13 protein-coding genes and 1 pseudogene are annotated in these 13,180 nt (G+C 38.5%); 6 read left to right on the forward strand and 8 right to left on the reverse strand.

Going from position 1 to position 13,180, the window contains the following annotated elements; translation table 11 throughout:
• Window positions 1–164: 164 nt before the first annotated feature.
• From PLEUR7319_RS41120 to PLEUR7319_RS0133240, 3 genes and pseudogenes are all read left to right on the forward strand, one after another.
• A pseudogene (locus tag PLEUR7319_RS41120) lies at window positions 165–386 on the forward strand (ABC transporter ATP-binding protein); the annotation flags it as partial.
• Window positions 373–1,074: an urea ABC transporter ATP-binding subunit UrtE gene (urtE, locus tag PLEUR7319_RS0133235; RefSeq protein ID WP_019509562.1), complete on the forward strand. Its 702-nt coding sequence runs from the start codon at window positions 373–375 to the stop codon at window positions 1,072–1,074. The pseudogene PLEUR7319_RS41120 and the gene urtE, both read left to right, overlap by 14 nt.
• Window positions 1,075–1,129: 55 nt before the next feature.
• Complete coding sequence (locus PLEUR7319_RS0133240; protein ID WP_019509563.1) at window positions 1,130–2,095, forward strand: sll0787 family AIR synthase-like protein; 966 nt, start codon at window positions 1,130–1,132, stop codon at window positions 2,093–2,095.
• 92 nt (window positions 2,096–2,187) lie between these two features.
• Here PLEUR7319_RS0133240 and PLEUR7319_RS0133245 read toward each other — a convergent pair whose 3' ends face one another.
• A complete protein-coding gene (locus tag PLEUR7319_RS0133245; RefSeq protein WP_019509564.1) occupies window positions 2,188–2,475 on the reverse strand; it encodes an MSMEG_0570 family nitrogen starvation response protein in 288 nt (95 codons plus the stop codon).
• A gap of 42 nt (window positions 2,476–2,517) precedes the next feature.
• Entirely contained in the window at window positions 2,518–3,735 is a 1,218-nt protein-coding gene (locus tag PLEUR7319_RS0133250) for an MSMEG_0565 family glycosyltransferase (RefSeq protein WP_019509565.1), read from the reverse strand.
• Between the two features lie 179 nt (window positions 3,736–3,914).
• On the opposite strand from PLEUR7319_RS0133250, the gene PLEUR7319_RS0133255 reads away from it, so the two are divergent.
• Entirely contained in the window at window positions 3,915–5,030 is a 1,116-nt protein-coding gene (locus PLEUR7319_RS0133255; RefSeq protein WP_019509566.1) for a LuxR C-terminal-related transcriptional regulator, read from the forward strand.
• 353 nt (window positions 5,031–5,383) lie between these two features.
• Here PLEUR7319_RS0133255 and PLEUR7319_RS0133260 read toward each other — a convergent pair whose 3' ends face one another.
• From PLEUR7319_RS0133260 to PLEUR7319_RS0133270, 3 genes are all read right to left on the reverse strand, one after another.
• Window positions 5,384–5,581: a hypothetical protein gene (locus tag PLEUR7319_RS0133260; RefSeq protein WP_019509568.1), complete on the reverse strand. Its 198-nt coding sequence runs from the start codon at window positions 5,579–5,581 to the stop codon at window positions 5,384–5,386.
• 567 nt (window positions 5,582–6,148) lie between these two features.
• Window positions 6,149–7,057, reverse strand: coding sequence for a 30S ribosomal protein S6--L-glutamate ligase (gene rimK, locus PLEUR7319_RS0133265; protein WP_019509569.1), 909 nt, complete (start codon window positions 7,055–7,057; stop codon window positions 6,149–6,151).
• Between the two features lie 33 nt (window positions 7,058–7,090).
• A complete protein-coding gene (locus tag PLEUR7319_RS0133270; protein ID WP_019509570.1) occupies window positions 7,091–7,570 on the reverse strand; it encodes a RimK/LysX family protein in 480 nt (159 codons plus the stop codon).
• Window positions 7,571–7,627: 57 nt separating this feature from the next.
• On the opposite strand from PLEUR7319_RS0133270, the gene PLEUR7319_RS43020 reads away from it, so the two are divergent.
• Window positions 7,628–7,816 carry a hypothetical protein gene (locus PLEUR7319_RS43020; protein ID WP_144054519.1) on the forward strand — a complete coding sequence of 63 codons (189 nt, stop codon included), beginning with the start codon at window positions 7,628–7,630 and terminating at the stop codon, window positions 7,814–7,816.
• A 27-nt stretch (window positions 7,817–7,843) separates the two neighbouring features.
• Window positions 7,844–8,629, forward strand: a complete 786-nt coding sequence (locus tag PLEUR7319_RS0133280; RefSeq protein ID WP_019509572.1) for an RNA-guided endonuclease TnpB family protein — start codon at window positions 7,844–7,846, stop codon at window positions 8,627–8,629.
• A gap of 88 nt (window positions 8,630–8,717) precedes the next feature.
• Here the strand turns inward: PLEUR7319_RS0133280 and PLEUR7319_RS37530 are convergent, their stop codons facing one another.
• The 3 genes from PLEUR7319_RS37530 to PLEUR7319_RS0133295 all read right to left on the reverse strand — a co-directional run bounded on the left by PLEUR7319_RS37530 (window position 8,718) and on the right by PLEUR7319_RS0133295 (window position 12,854).
• Window positions 8,718–9,965: a WD40 repeat domain-containing protein gene (locus tag PLEUR7319_RS37530; protein WP_019509573.1), complete on the reverse strand. Its 1,248-nt coding sequence runs from the start codon at window positions 9,963–9,965 to the stop codon at window positions 8,718–8,720.
• Between the two features lie 166 nt (window positions 9,966–10,131).
• Window positions 10,132–10,668, reverse strand: a complete 537-nt coding sequence (locus PLEUR7319_RS0133290; protein WP_019509574.1) for a ferric reductase-like transmembrane domain-containing protein — start codon at window positions 10,666–10,668, stop codon at window positions 10,132–10,134.
• 95 nt (window positions 10,669–10,763) lie between these two features.
• Window positions 10,764–12,854 carry a DUF6851 domain-containing protein gene (locus PLEUR7319_RS0133295; RefSeq protein ID WP_019509575.1) on the reverse strand — a complete coding sequence of 697 codons (2,091 nt, stop codon included), beginning with the start codon at window positions 12,852–12,854 and terminating at the stop codon, window positions 10,764–10,766.
• Window positions 12,855–13,180: the final 326 nt, after the last annotated feature.

Raw genomic sequence — 13,180 nt, forward strand, 5'->3', positions numbered from 1 at the left:
CATTTTTCGGTTATTAAATTTTTGGTCTGATTCATTCACCACTCAAAATCTGCTCAATTATTTTGCTCTATCGAGAGGGCAGATTTCTCGAAATGGATAAAATTGTTAGCGAATATTGTTACACAACTTATATACCCTTCAAAAGATGCCGTGAAAAGTCAGCAGAAGAAACATATGCTACGGGAGAAATTATTAAAACTTTGGCACAAAATCATGCAGTAGTAGCAATTGAACATGATATGGAATTTGTTAAACAAATCGCTGAGAGAATTGTCGTATTGCATCAAGGGGAAAAGCTCGCTGAAGGTTCAGTACAGGAAATTCAAAATAATCGCCAGGTAATTGAAGTTTATTTAGGAAGAGAAAAAATCGATGTCGCTGCTTGAACTTAATAATCTCACCGCTGGATATGGACAAACTCCTGTCTTGTTTAATGTTGACATGACCATTAATAAAGGAGATATGGTTGGTCTTTTGGGACGTAATGGAGTGGGTAAAACTACTCTACTACGCAGCATTATTGGCTTAAATAAGCTCAGCAAAGGAAGTCTTTCTTTTAATAATAAAAATATTACTAAAACTCCTACCTATAAGCGATCGCGTTCTGGCATAGCTTACATTCCCCAGGGAAGAGAAATTATTCCCTATCTTTCGGTATTAGATAATCTCAAGTTGGGCTTTTCTGCGAGCGGAAAAAGTAGTAAAAGAATCCCTTCGGAAATCTTTGAATTCTTCCCGATGCTTAAAGAACACTTACCCCGTCAGGGAGGATTACTTAGTGGCGGACAACAACAACAACTAGCGATCGCGCGCGGCTTAATGTGCAATCCTAAAATTATGCTTCTGGATGAGCCCACCGAAGGTATTCAGCCCTCTATTGTCCAAGAAATTGAGGATGCTTTAAGGAGAATTAATCAAGAAAAAGGGATTACAGTAATTGTAGTAGAACAGAAAATTGATTTTATCCGACAGCTAGCCAAGAGGTTTTTTATTATGGATAAAGGGGCGATCGTCGCTAAAGGAACAACTTCTGAATTAACTGATTCTTTAGTACATCGGTATTTAACAGTTTAATGAATCAAATACTGTATATGTTATTTGAGAAATCACTATAGTTATCTCAAAATATATGAGCGATCGCCCTGCAATCAATCTCGAACAGCTAGCAGCAAAACTCAAACAATCATTAGGGATAATTCAAAAGCAAGATATCCAGGTTGTCAGTCAAATTTTAGGTTTACAAGCAAATAATCAGATTCGAGTTGGAGATGATTGCGCTGCTATCCCCGATGGAGATGGTTATTTACTGTTGGCGGCCGAAGGTATGTGGCACGTATTGGTAAAGGAAGATCCTTGGTTTGCGGGGTGGTGTGCAGTAATGGTCAACGTAAGCGATATTGCAGCAATGGGAGGACGAGCGATCGCTATTGTGGACACAATTTGGACAGAGAATACTACCAAAGCTATACCATTACTAGAAGGAATGAAAGCTGCTGCTCAAGCTTTTAATGTGCCAGTTGTAGGAGGACATACAAATTTTAAAAGTGGCTACAATGCTTTAAGTGTATCTATTTTAGGACGTGCGCAAAAGTTAATCAGTAGTTTTGCAGCCCAACCTGGAGATTTATTAGTTGCTGTCGTAGATCTTCAGGGAGAGATGCACCCGAAATTTCCTTTTTGGAATGCTGCAACCAAGGCCGCTCCCAATAGATTACAGGAAAATATAAAAATTCTTCCTTACTTGGCGGAGAATAATTTATGTAATGCAGGAAAAGATATCAGTATGGGGGGAATTGTTGGCACATTATTAATGTTAATTGAAGCTTCTCAATGCGGAGCAATTTTAAATTTAGATAGTATTATTGGTCCTGATAAAATAGCTTTTGATATTTGGCTTTTATGCTTTCCTAGTTATGGATTTTTGCTATCAATTCATCCCCAGCATATAGATATAGTGAAGAGACAATTTGCAGAAAAATCAATCTCTTGTAATGTAGTAGGAGAAATCACTCTAGGCTCTGAGTTAATACTTAAATCTAAAAAGCAATCCTATATATTTTGGAATTTCAATACAAATAAATTTTTCCAATTATAATTGATTGTTGATTAGAGCAAATGTTCTAATTAATAAGTTGATATTTGGTAAAACTGTTACCATCGGTTGAACTTCGCCGTATTTTTAAATCATCACTCCGTAAAATCTATAAACAGTACTTTGGGTTGGGAAAGTTTTTTGTATTCAGCTGCTTTAGATTCTATTTGTTTGAGCTGTCCCAAGGCTCTACTACAGGGAAAACCATAGGCTTCTTGAACGCGATCGCTGGCAATATTTAGGGCGGTACGAGATTGGGCAACAAACTCAGTTAATTCGTATGTTTCACCAGGTGTAAAGTATTTTTTTACGACTAAAGAGGGAGAATAGCAGCTTTGTTGTGTACCATCTGGCCATTGGATATTAAAGTTTATTTCAGGCATGGTTTTTAAAAGATGAAGGATAAGGGATGAGAGGAGAAATAGTTAATTGTTGGGGAAAAGTTTAAGGTAGTGCTTTAAATGGAGTTGTGCTGATTGTTGCCAGGAGTATTGAGCAGGAATGGCTACGCTATTTTCGATTAGTTTTTGAGTAAGGTTTTTATTTAATATATCAAGCATAGCGATCGCGATCGCTTGACTGGAGTTAGAATCTACAAGCAAAGCTGACTTATGGCTGAGAAATTCAGTGAAGGGAAGAATATTGGAGGTAATTATCGGTAATCCTGATGCGATCGCTTCAAGTAATACTAGCCCCCATCCTTCTTTCACAGATGGAAAGACAAAGGCATCAACACAGCGATATAAAACTGGAATATCTCGATCTGCCATCACTCCAGGTAAAATTAGAGACTCTCCAATCTTAATTTTATTTTGTTGAGCAAGATCAAAGAATTTTAGGCGATAGGGTTCGTAATCAAACAAAGTTTCCCCACCAGCGATAATTAGCTGAGCTTGAGGATGAGTTTTCAATACTTGAATAAAAGCCTGTAATAGTTTTAAGGAGTTTTTTCGGGGTTCAATTCCACCTATGGTTAAATAAACAGGATTGCCACTAATTCCCAGTTGCTGTTTTAATCTCGACTCTTGACCATTAAACTTACTAGAAAATTTACTAGTATCAACGCCATTAATAATTATTGGTGCCTCTACTTGATATTGTTTTATTAGTTGCTGCTGCCAATATCGAGAAACACATAAACATAAGTCTGGCTCTACAATGGAACGATCGTGACACTCTTGTAGATAAGGACTATTAAATTCATCGATGTGATGTACAGTGCGGATAAAATGAGGAATCATTCCCCGTTCGCGTAGGACTTGTAAGGCATTAGCGCTAATGCAGTCTTGAGAATGATAAATATCGTACTGCTCTGATTCTTGGTTTAAATAAGCAATAAACTCCTGGATTCTTTGCTTTATTAGTTTATCAACTGGATCTAAATTTTTGTTATCTATTTCACTGTTGAGATAATTCTGTTTTCTCTGTAACAATAATTGGTGATCTGCTGCTGGTTTCGTAGGAATTAATCTACTAGGACAACTTAGAGGGCGATAAAAGCCAATATTATCTTTATTCAAAGCATAGATGCAAACTTGATGTCCTTCTGCTTGCAATGCTTCAGCTAATTCTATTGTATGGATTACTCCACCTCTAGGTTTTGTCGAGTAAGTAAATAGAGCAATATTTAATGATTTCTTCATGCGATATTTTTGTAGAGCTCAAACCTCGCTTTATCTTTAAAATGAGCATTAAAAATAAATTAAGAGTGTAGCTATTAATTGTCCCTGAATAATTGTCGATTGATTTGTAACTTTAAATACAGGATAAAAATGTTACTTGCACCTCAATAAACTTACTGAGCTAATTATTTATTTCTCTTGTGTTTAATGACAATAATGACCTAATCAATCCAACTCGACTATTATTTGAACTACAAAACATTGAGTGCCTAAATCAAAGTTTGTCTGGCTGTCTTCAAGCTGAAGCGATCGCAACTAAGATCACAGATGGTTTAGTGGATAGATTCAACTGTTCTTTTGTGCGTATTTGGCTAGTAGAAAACGATTGTACTGCACTAAGGCTAGTAGCATCCTCTGGGTTGTACACTCGTTTGGATGGTGATTTTGCTAGAGTACCAATGGGTGCTTATAAAGTAGGGAAAATTGCCCAGCATTGTATTCCATTTTTGAGCAATCAATTAGCAGAAGAATCTTGGGTAAAGGATCGTCAGTGGGCGATAAAGAACAAGATTTGTGGCTTTGCCGGTTTACCTCTAGCTATTGCAGGTAAGGCAATTGGGGTGCTAGCTGTATTTAGTCATCAACCAATGGAAGCCGAGTTTTTAGAAGCATTAAGAATACTTTGTAGTTCGGTAGCTGTAGCTTTAAATAATGCTCAAATATATCAACAGAAATCCCAAGCGCAAGTGAATAGCCTTAACTCAGAATTATCGATCTGTACTCCTCTTTCCGAGCAAATATCAATTGTCTTGACGAATGTTCGTTTAATCTTGGTTGGCACAGAAAAACCTTTAAATACTTCTCATAACTACATTTTATTAAAAACTGCAGAAACTCTCAAAGTTAACAACTGTAGCTATTGTCGTTTAACTTATGAGAGCGATCACCTCTATTTAGAAGCAATGTTAGTCTTAGATCCCCATATAGAACCAGAAGCTATCTTTAGCGATATGAATTTTGCTATTAATAACCTTGATGGTCAATTACATACTGATTTTTCCGCCAATAATATAATGCAAATTAAACTATCTCTTCCCTATGAACCTCAACCCAAAACTCATCCCAATCTTTCTCATCGAGAACAGGAAGTCATCCAACTTTTAGCAGAGGGCTTACGCGATCGCGAAATTGCCCAAAAACTATATATTAGCGATCGCACTGTCAAGTTTCACATTAACAACGTCGTAACTAAATTAAATGCCCGCACTCGTATCCAAGCCATACACAAAGCATATTCTCAGGGTCATTTAAATTAAAAATCGGCGTAGTTCAAAAATGGGGTATTTTGGGTAAAATTTGAGTCCCGTTAACTACATTCTTAGATTCTATGATAGAAAGGCAAAAACTGTATTAAAATATCGGCTCAAAGAGCGATCGCTAGTGGCTATCAAGTTACCGTGGTGCCAGATGGGGTAGCTGCCTACAGGTGCGAAGACTTTTTCAAGTCACTGAATACTTTAGCTTCAAAAGATGTTGCGGTTGTAGAAACAGCAAAAATGAGATGTTTTCCAACTGGAATCACATCTCATTTCGCACTAATGCTAATTGCTGAGAATTGATTTGCATTTGCTTTTGATTGATTCAATTTTCGATTAGGTTAATTAAGCTCTTAGCTCATAGCTGCATTAGAGCGGTCATAGATATTACCAAAACTATTAATGGTTTTACCTTGAATATGGGTATGAAATTTGGGATCGACGTCCACGCCAATTTCCGCAGCAGTACGAGCCAACATCGATTTTTCCCGGTTCATTACCATTTTATGATGACGCATTAACAAAGAGCGAGCTTGAGTTTGAATAGACATTTTTATTTTTCCTTATTATCTCTACAATAAATATATCATAAATTCTGTATAAATGAATACTTTTTGAGATTTATAGAGAATAACAAAAAAGAGCAAAAATCTCTGAGATAGACTATGCGATTACGCCCACAGCCCCTCCAGGGGCAACGCATCTGGTTGAGCTATTACAACCTAGCTACGTTCATAGTAAAATCAGATCATGAGACAATTACGCGGATTTAAGTACAGATTTTACCCGACCTCGGCGAGCAGAACCAGTGCGTTGGCGGTCGGACAGACTGTGACTGCTTCTGGACTAGGCACTGGCGGGGAGATAGATCTTCTATCTCTAGCTATCCTGGGATGAATGAAGAATCCCCCGCATTCTATGCGTGGGGAGTGTCAATTTCTGAACTTAGTTTCATGATTCAGTTGTTTTTAACAGGCTGAATTGTTTTCTGATGATTATTTTTAGTCTAAACCACAGTTATTGACTGACCTTCGTTTAAATCAAAAGCTAAGAGCTAAGAGCTGAGAGCTAAAAACTGAGAATCACCCTTTCGTTTACGGCGGTGGGCAGTCAATGTTTTAGTACTTGATTAGTTCTTTGGTATCATCAGTTTTGGAAGCATTTTGCACCACATATTCAATAATTTTTCCTGCCACATCGACTTTAGTAGCTTTTTCAATTCCCTGCAAACCTGGAGAAGAATTTACCTCCATGACTACAGGACCATGATTAGAACGGAGTAAATCTACCCCTGCCACATTTAATCCCATGGCTGTAGCTGCTTTAATTGCCGTTGTTCTTTCTTCGATAGAAAGCTTGATTTTTTCTGCTTCACCACCACGATGTAAATTAGAACGAAATTCTCCTTTTACCCCTTGACGTTTCATAGCAGCGACTACTTCATTTCCAATCACAAAGCAACGTAAATCTGCCCCTCCAGCTTCCTTAATATATTCTTGCACTAAAATATTGGCATCCAAGCCTCGAAATGCCTCAATTACTGACTTGGCAGCTTGATAAGTTTCTGCTAAAACTACCCCTATTCCTTGAGTTCCTTCTAAAAGTTTAATCACTAATGGTGCTCCTCCCACTGTCTCAATTAAACCATCTATATCTTGGGTGGCATGAGCAAAGCCAGTTACGGGTAGGCCAACTCCTTCTCGAGCGAGAATTTGTAAACAGCGTAGCTTATCGCGACTGCGGGAAATAGCTTGAGATTCATTGGCACTGAAAACGTTCATAACTTCAAACTGACGTACCACAGCAGTACCGTAAAAGGTTCTAGATGCGCCGATGCGAGGAATAATAGCGTCGAAATTTTCTAGCGGATTACCATTAAAAATAATACTAGGTTTACTAGAAGTAATATTCATATAGCAACGTAAATAGGGAATTACTCGCATTTGATGTCCTTGTTCTTTCCCTGCTTCTGCCAATCTTCTGGTGGAATATAGAGAAGCATCTTGGGACAAAATGGCAATTTTCATTGGTATTATTTCCTAAATAGAAATTTAACTATATTAATATTGATTTACAGAATATGGGTTAGCATATTCACTTTGCAAAAAGGATTTACCAGGATTAACTAAAAAGCGATTGCGTACCGCTTGTCTTCCTAACAACATCCTAAACCCCATAACATCACGATTGGTTAAAGTTAATTCCACTTGCCATTGATGCTCTCCTAATTTGATTGGAGTCAAAATTACTGGTCTAATTTGGGCTTGTCCCCCAGAATTACGAACTTTACGATATTCGAGTAATTCTGCTTCAGCCAAGATAGTTTGTTGGTTGTTGTGTTGAATGGGATGAATTTGAAAGCGAATCATCGATCTATCTTGCAATTTAAATTCTTGGCAATGGAAGGCATGTAGTGCAGAAGAACGTGCTCCTGTATCAATTTTGGCTTTAACATGATCGACATTTAGCTCTGGCAATGATAGTATTTCTCGCCAACCAATAATTGGTAATTGTTGAGTTCTATCTTTAGCTTTTTTCATATTTAGCATTCAAAGCAATATTAGATTCTCGATTGTAATTTTGTTTCCATAGAAAATGTGAATGACTACGACCAATGTGACTATAAGCTAGTCTTAACAATTGTACTTCGAGCATTGCCAGAGCCAGTCGCATTATCCCAACACAATTTTATTGACGCTAATGAAGCGATCTTGTCAGGAAAGATTACCGAATACGAGCGTAAAGCCCCTCGAGTAAGCGAGTCGATAACTACGCAGTTTTGTTAGTATTTGATTCATGATACAATATTAACCATGAAGACCTACAAATTTAAGTTATACCAACATAAAAAAAATAAATATTTGCATTATTCAATTAATGCTAGTGCCAGTATTTATAATCACTGTATAGCGTTGCACAAACGCTACTACAAAATGTTTGGCAAGCATTTAAATCAGTATCGTCTCATGAAGCATATAGCCAAGTTAAGAAAGCGTATAAGATACTGGCAACAGCTAGGTTTACAAGCAGTACAAGATATAATTCAACATATTGAGAAGGCGTACAAATTATTCTTCAAGCAGCATCAAAAAGGAACTAGACCTCCCAACTTTAAAAAGCGTAGAAAGTATAAATCTTTCACTTTAAAACAAGCTAGCTACAAATTTTTATCGGAAAACAAGCGTAGAATTAATAAGCAAGTATTCAAGTTTTCTCTTTCTCAAAAAATAGAAGGTAAAATTAAAACCTTGACTGTTAAAAGAAATAATTTAGGCGAACTGTTTTTGCTGGTAGTAACTGATTATCAACCAGAACATATTCCAGTCGTGACGGGTAAAATCGCAGGTTGGGATTTTGGCTTAAAGACATTTTTAACTAATAGTGATGGCAAGAGTATTGAATCTCCACTATTTTTTAACCAATTAAGGAATAAATTAAAAGCTGCTAATCGTTCTTTGTCTAGGAAGAAAAAAGGTTCTCATAATTGGTATCGAGCTAAAGACCATCTCAATCGAGTTTATGAGGAAATATCTAACAAGCGTCGCGATTGGTTCTGGAAACTATCTAATCAGTTAACAGATAAAGTCAATCGAACTTAAGAATCGTGCAAAACTCAGAGAGAATAGGCAGTTGAAATTACTAACGATGTAAATATATAAGATTCAGATTTTCATCTCTTGGCTCAAACTAATTAATCAAACTAGCAATAGACCAAAGCTTGACAGTTTTATCAGCACTGGCACTGATCAGAATTTTTCCATCCTGACTAAATCGCAGACACCAAATAGCTTTTCTGTGTCCTCGAAAGGTTTGCCGCAATTGATAGTTTTTTACCCGCCAGAGTTTAATAGTTTGGTCATAACCACTGCTGACTAAAGTTTTACCATCGGGGCTAAAAGTGAGACAAAAAATTGCCTTAGAATGTCCTTGAGCAATATGCAATTGTTTGCCGGTAGATGAGTCCCAAATTCTGATATTTCGGTCTTTACCGCCACTAGCTATAGTTTTGCCATCCGGACTAAAAGCAACTGACCAAACAGTACCAGAATGACCTTCAAGAGTTTGTATTTCTTTGCCTGTAGTAAGTTGCCAAAGCTTAATCTGACCGTTATTACTACTAGTAGCTAAAATTTGTCCATCGGGACTGATAGCACCAGAGATAATCGGATTTCTACCCCTCAGAGTGAATTTTTTTTGACCCGTACTAAGATTCCAGACAGCAACTGTTTGGTCATAACTACCACTGACTAAAGTTTTGCCATCGGGACTAAAGCGAATAAATTTGACATCGTCGCTGTGTCCTTTAAAAATCTTTGTGAGTCTTCCCGTAGCTAAATCCCACAGCTTGATCCGATTATCCCAGCTACCACTAGCTAAGATTCGACCATTCGGACTGATAGCCAAAGATGCCACTGCATCTCCATGGGCTTGAATATTTCTGATTAAAGAGCCAGTATCAAGATCCCAAAGCTTAATCATGCCGTCATAACTAGCACTAGCCAGAATATCTAATTGTGAGCTAAGGGAAAAAACCCAAGACGAATGACCTCTAAGAGTTTGAACAGGTCGCATATCAGAGTCAAATAAAGATATATCTTGACCACCCATAAGATCGACAATCTGATCTTCTCGTTGATTGCGATTGGCTCTGCCACCGTCCAGAGGGCGATTACCCGCAGGTCTTGCACTCGAATGGGTGTACGCTTCGCGATTGGCTTCGCTACCGCTATAGCGATCGCCGATTCTCCTCAAGTCGGACAAAGACTTCAGCCCCGTGTCGCCTGATGGCACAGTTCCACCACCAGATAATTTCTGAGCAACTGAAGTAAAGAGAAAGTAACTAACCGAAGCAGCGATTATTGTAATGAGGGAGATAACTAGTGGCGTTGTTTTTAGCCAAACTAAGTCTTGGTTTGGTTTGAGCTTTTTGACCATGGTAGTCCTTCGGAAATGAGGTGTGGGAATCTAAGATTGAGGATTGCTTCAGGGGTTTGATTAGTCTATTAGAGGAAGCAGAGGGAACTCATAAGAGTTGGGAGTAGAAATTGTTCTTAATTCTAGGTAACATCAATGTAGCAAGTAAAAATCGCCAACTAGACTCTTATCTCTTACCCGTCTTCACAGATTGATGAGTGTGTAACATCAGCTTCTGCTCCACCCGTTTTCGCTGAAGAAACAGGGCAATGATAATGATTAATTGCAACAATCCAATTGGGGTTAAAAAGCTCCAGTGCGAACTCATTTTGTCCCAAACGTGCCAAGTAAGCAAAAACATTGCTAAATAGGTTAGCGAGTGCAATTTTTTCCAATTTCGTTTGAGCTTTTTAATACTCCAATTATTAGAAGTAATCGCCAAGAGAGTAAAAACGATAAAGGTGGCTACACCCTGGATATAGATCCAGTAGGTTTGTAGGTCAAAAAAATCAAAGTTTCTTTTTAGAACTAATAAGTAGCCGTGAAAAAAAGCCAAAGCAAAAGCCAGCAAACCAATTTGACGACGATATTTTAGTAACAGCTTGACAACATCACTTCTTTTGATTTGAGGAAAAACAATTCTGAGCATACTCGGTAGCAAAGTAGCAATATAGCTACTCAATGCTAAAAATCCGAGGAAATTAGCTAAGGGTGCAGTATCCATGGGAACACCTATAATTTAAGCTAACTGATATGTAAGTTAGATGAGGATTTGCTTACACTTCAATCAACAATTAACAATTAACAAACAGGAAAGGCTTAAGCAAACATAAAGCTAGCATCGGTCTGTAAATCGCCGGCTTGAGTATTTTGAAGTATGGCCAGGTCAGAATCGGCAAAGGCGATCGCTGTATCATTTCCTACTTGTGAAAATGTCAACTCTTCGGTAGAGCTTATTCCTAGACCACCGACCCCAATTACATCAGTATCTAGAGCAAAGTCGGTGATAACATTAGCTTCAGCGATCGCCTCTCCTGTGGTAATCCAGAAAGCATCGGCTCCTGCCCCACCAGTAACTAGGTTGTCTCCCCCATCACTAAGATAAAATGTATCGTCTCCATCTCCTCCTAAAGCGCGATCACCATAGCCTAAAATCAAAGTGTCATTGCCTGATTCGCCATAAAGATGATTGTTACCGCTACCAGTAGTGGTATCAATCAGATCGTCCCCTGCGCCAGCAAAAAGTATATTGCGATCGCCGTTAAAGTCATCATCAAAATCGGCAGCATCATATAGATCATCTTCAGGCGTACCAAAAATTGACTGATGAGCAATTTCTGACTCTGTTTCTGCTCCACCTTGAATAAAATACTGTGTTTCTGACCAAACTGCTTGACCAACTTCTCGACCAAGCTGGCGACCATTAAGATCTCCATCCTCAAAGTGAATGCCACCATAAATTCGCGAAAGACCAGCCTCATCCGCAGCTTCGGAAAAAGTATCCCATTCTAAGGTTACTGTTTCTTCCGGAGTAATCCCCTCCTCGAAGCGAGATTCTCCAGGTTCAAAGGTAACACTGCCACCAAAGTCATCAGAGCCAGTAAAAAGTTGTAAAATTTCTGCTCCTGCAGCACTAAAAGCACTGTGACCAGAAGTATATTCGGCAAAAGGAGGAGAAGGATGATCACCAGGAGTTTGATATGTTAGAAAATCTGTGGCTAAAATAGTTTGCGTTCCTTCCCCTGGACCAGCCCAGGCTTCAATCGCATAACCACCTAAATCTTCATCAAATTCTCCAATTAAACCCAACTCACCTAATTCTCGTACTGTCCGAACCGGACGAGCATAATCGTAGTAGGTTTTTGCTTCCCAGGTAGCAACACCAGCATCAAAAACAGCATTACCTAAGCCAAAAAATAACTGCGCGTCTTCATCTAGAGTATTATCATCTCTGGCAGAAACAAACTCCCCAAAACTCATCCAAGTTCCTGGAGGAAAAGAAGTCCCGCCTGGATCTTCCCAAAACTCAGCAATCAACTTTTGTTCGTCCGTCAGACCAGCACTAAAATCGATAACTTGCTCTGTCTGTTCAATAAATTCAGGATTGATTACATCGCCGATCAAATCTCTAGTAATAGGCAAAACTTCTCCCGTATCTTCGAGAGTAATTGTTTGCTCATCTAAATCGACATCTCCTTCTACTAGCAAAAATGGTTCTGGGGCTTCGGGGCGAAATTGCTCGCCAGACTCCAAAGCAAAAGGGGTAATATCACCCCAATGAGGGGTAAGAAAATTTTGAATCGTATTTTCTTGTCCTGGTTCAGCATCAATAGGTACTAATTCTGGTGTCCAGCGTTCAATTTCAATCGGGTCACCAATAGGATTAAATGGTTCATAACCACTAATATCGGAATAGGGAGCGCCAGGAGTTCCGTTCGGATCATCTCCTGTTTGGTTAGAACCATCTTGGGAGCGAAATTCTAGTAGAGCTTCAGCCGAAACATTTCCAATTCCCGCAGCGGTAGCTGTGTCTGTAGTTGTATTGTTGGGGTCTAATCCAAGTTCCGCCATTAACTCGTCAAAAATCTCTGTTTGCTCAGGGAATAATTCCGTTAAGACGCGGTAGGCTGCAAAGCTCATTGCCTCTGATTTATTAGCTTCAGTAATCTCTGTTTCAGGACGCTGTAAATCATCTCCTAGTTGAGTTGCGATCGCAGTAGGATCGTAAGCTGCCCAGGCATCAAATATAGCAGTATGCACCATACCATAAGCACGAGAAGCTACAGTTGGTCCTGGGGCACTTTCAATAACTGCTTGCTGTACTGCCCGATCCCATTGGACTGAAATACTTGGTGTAGGGTCATTAACAGTAACTAATTGGTTATGGGAATTAAGTATATTGGTGTTCATTGAGACATTCTCCTTAAAACTAAAGTTAATACGTTCTAAATAGTTAGGGCTATCGTCTAAAAGAAGAGGGTTTTGCCAATTCCATAAGGCAAAATTAAATATTTGAGGTTATTTTTTTACTGAAGTCGCTCTCTAAAAGCTAAATACAGTAAACTTTTGTTGATTAATCTTCCAAGTCTTGTGGTGGATATTTCTTGTGTTGCACAATCAAAGATTTTGGGTTTGCAACAATCAAAAATAAGGTGTTGGAATGAGTTAAGCAAATAAGAAAACATTGCTAGACTGTAGGTCACTCACTTGAGTATTGAGTAAGTGAGCCAAATCAA

It is taken from the genome of Pleurocapsa sp. PCC 7319, from assembly GCF_000332195.1.
Taxonomy (GTDB): Bacteria; Cyanobacteriota; Cyanobacteriia; order Cyanobacteriales; family Xenococcaceae; genus Waterburya.

Coding starts and splice junctions, on each gene's coding strand:
- PLEUR7319_RS0133245 (WP_019509564.1), bottom strand. CDS start 2,475: ATGCCTGAAATAAACTTTAATATCCAATGGCCAGATGGTACACAACAA.
- urtE (WP_019509562.1), top strand. CDS start 373: ATGTCGCTGCTTGAACTTAATAATCTCACCGCTGGATATGGACAAACT.
- PLEUR7319_RS37530 (WP_019509573.1), bottom strand. CDS start 9,965: ATGGTCAAAAAGCTCAAACCAAACCAAGACTTAGTTTGGCTAAAAACA.
- rimK (WP_019509569.1), bottom strand. CDS start 7,057: ATGAAAATTGCCATTTTGTCCCAAGATGCTTCTCTATATTCCACCAGA.
- PLEUR7319_RS0133270 (WP_019509570.1), bottom strand. CDS start 7,570: ATGAAAAAAGCTAAAGATAGAACTCAACAATTACCAATTATTGGTTGG.
- PLEUR7319_RS0133295 (WP_019509575.1), bottom strand. CDS start 12,854: ATGAACACCAATATACTTAATTCCCATAACCAATTAGTTACTGTTAAT.
- PLEUR7319_RS0133280 (WP_019509572.1), top strand. CDS start 7,844: ATGAAGACCTACAAATTTAAGTTATACCAACATAAAAAAAATAAATAT.
- PLEUR7319_RS0133290 (WP_019509574.1), bottom strand. CDS start 10,668: ATGGATACTGCACCCTTAGCTAATTTCCTCGGATTTTTAGCATTGAGT.
- PLEUR7319_RS0133240 (WP_019509563.1), top strand. CDS start 1,130: ATGAGCGATCGCCCTGCAATCAATCTCGAACAGCTAGCAGCAAAACTC.
- PLEUR7319_RS0133260 (WP_019509568.1), bottom strand. CDS start 5,581: ATGTCTATTCAAACTCAAGCTCGCTCTTTGTTAATGCGTCATCATAAA.
- PLEUR7319_RS0133250 (WP_019509565.1), bottom strand. CDS start 3,735: ATGAAGAAATCATTAAATATTGCTCTATTTACTTACTCGACAAAACCT.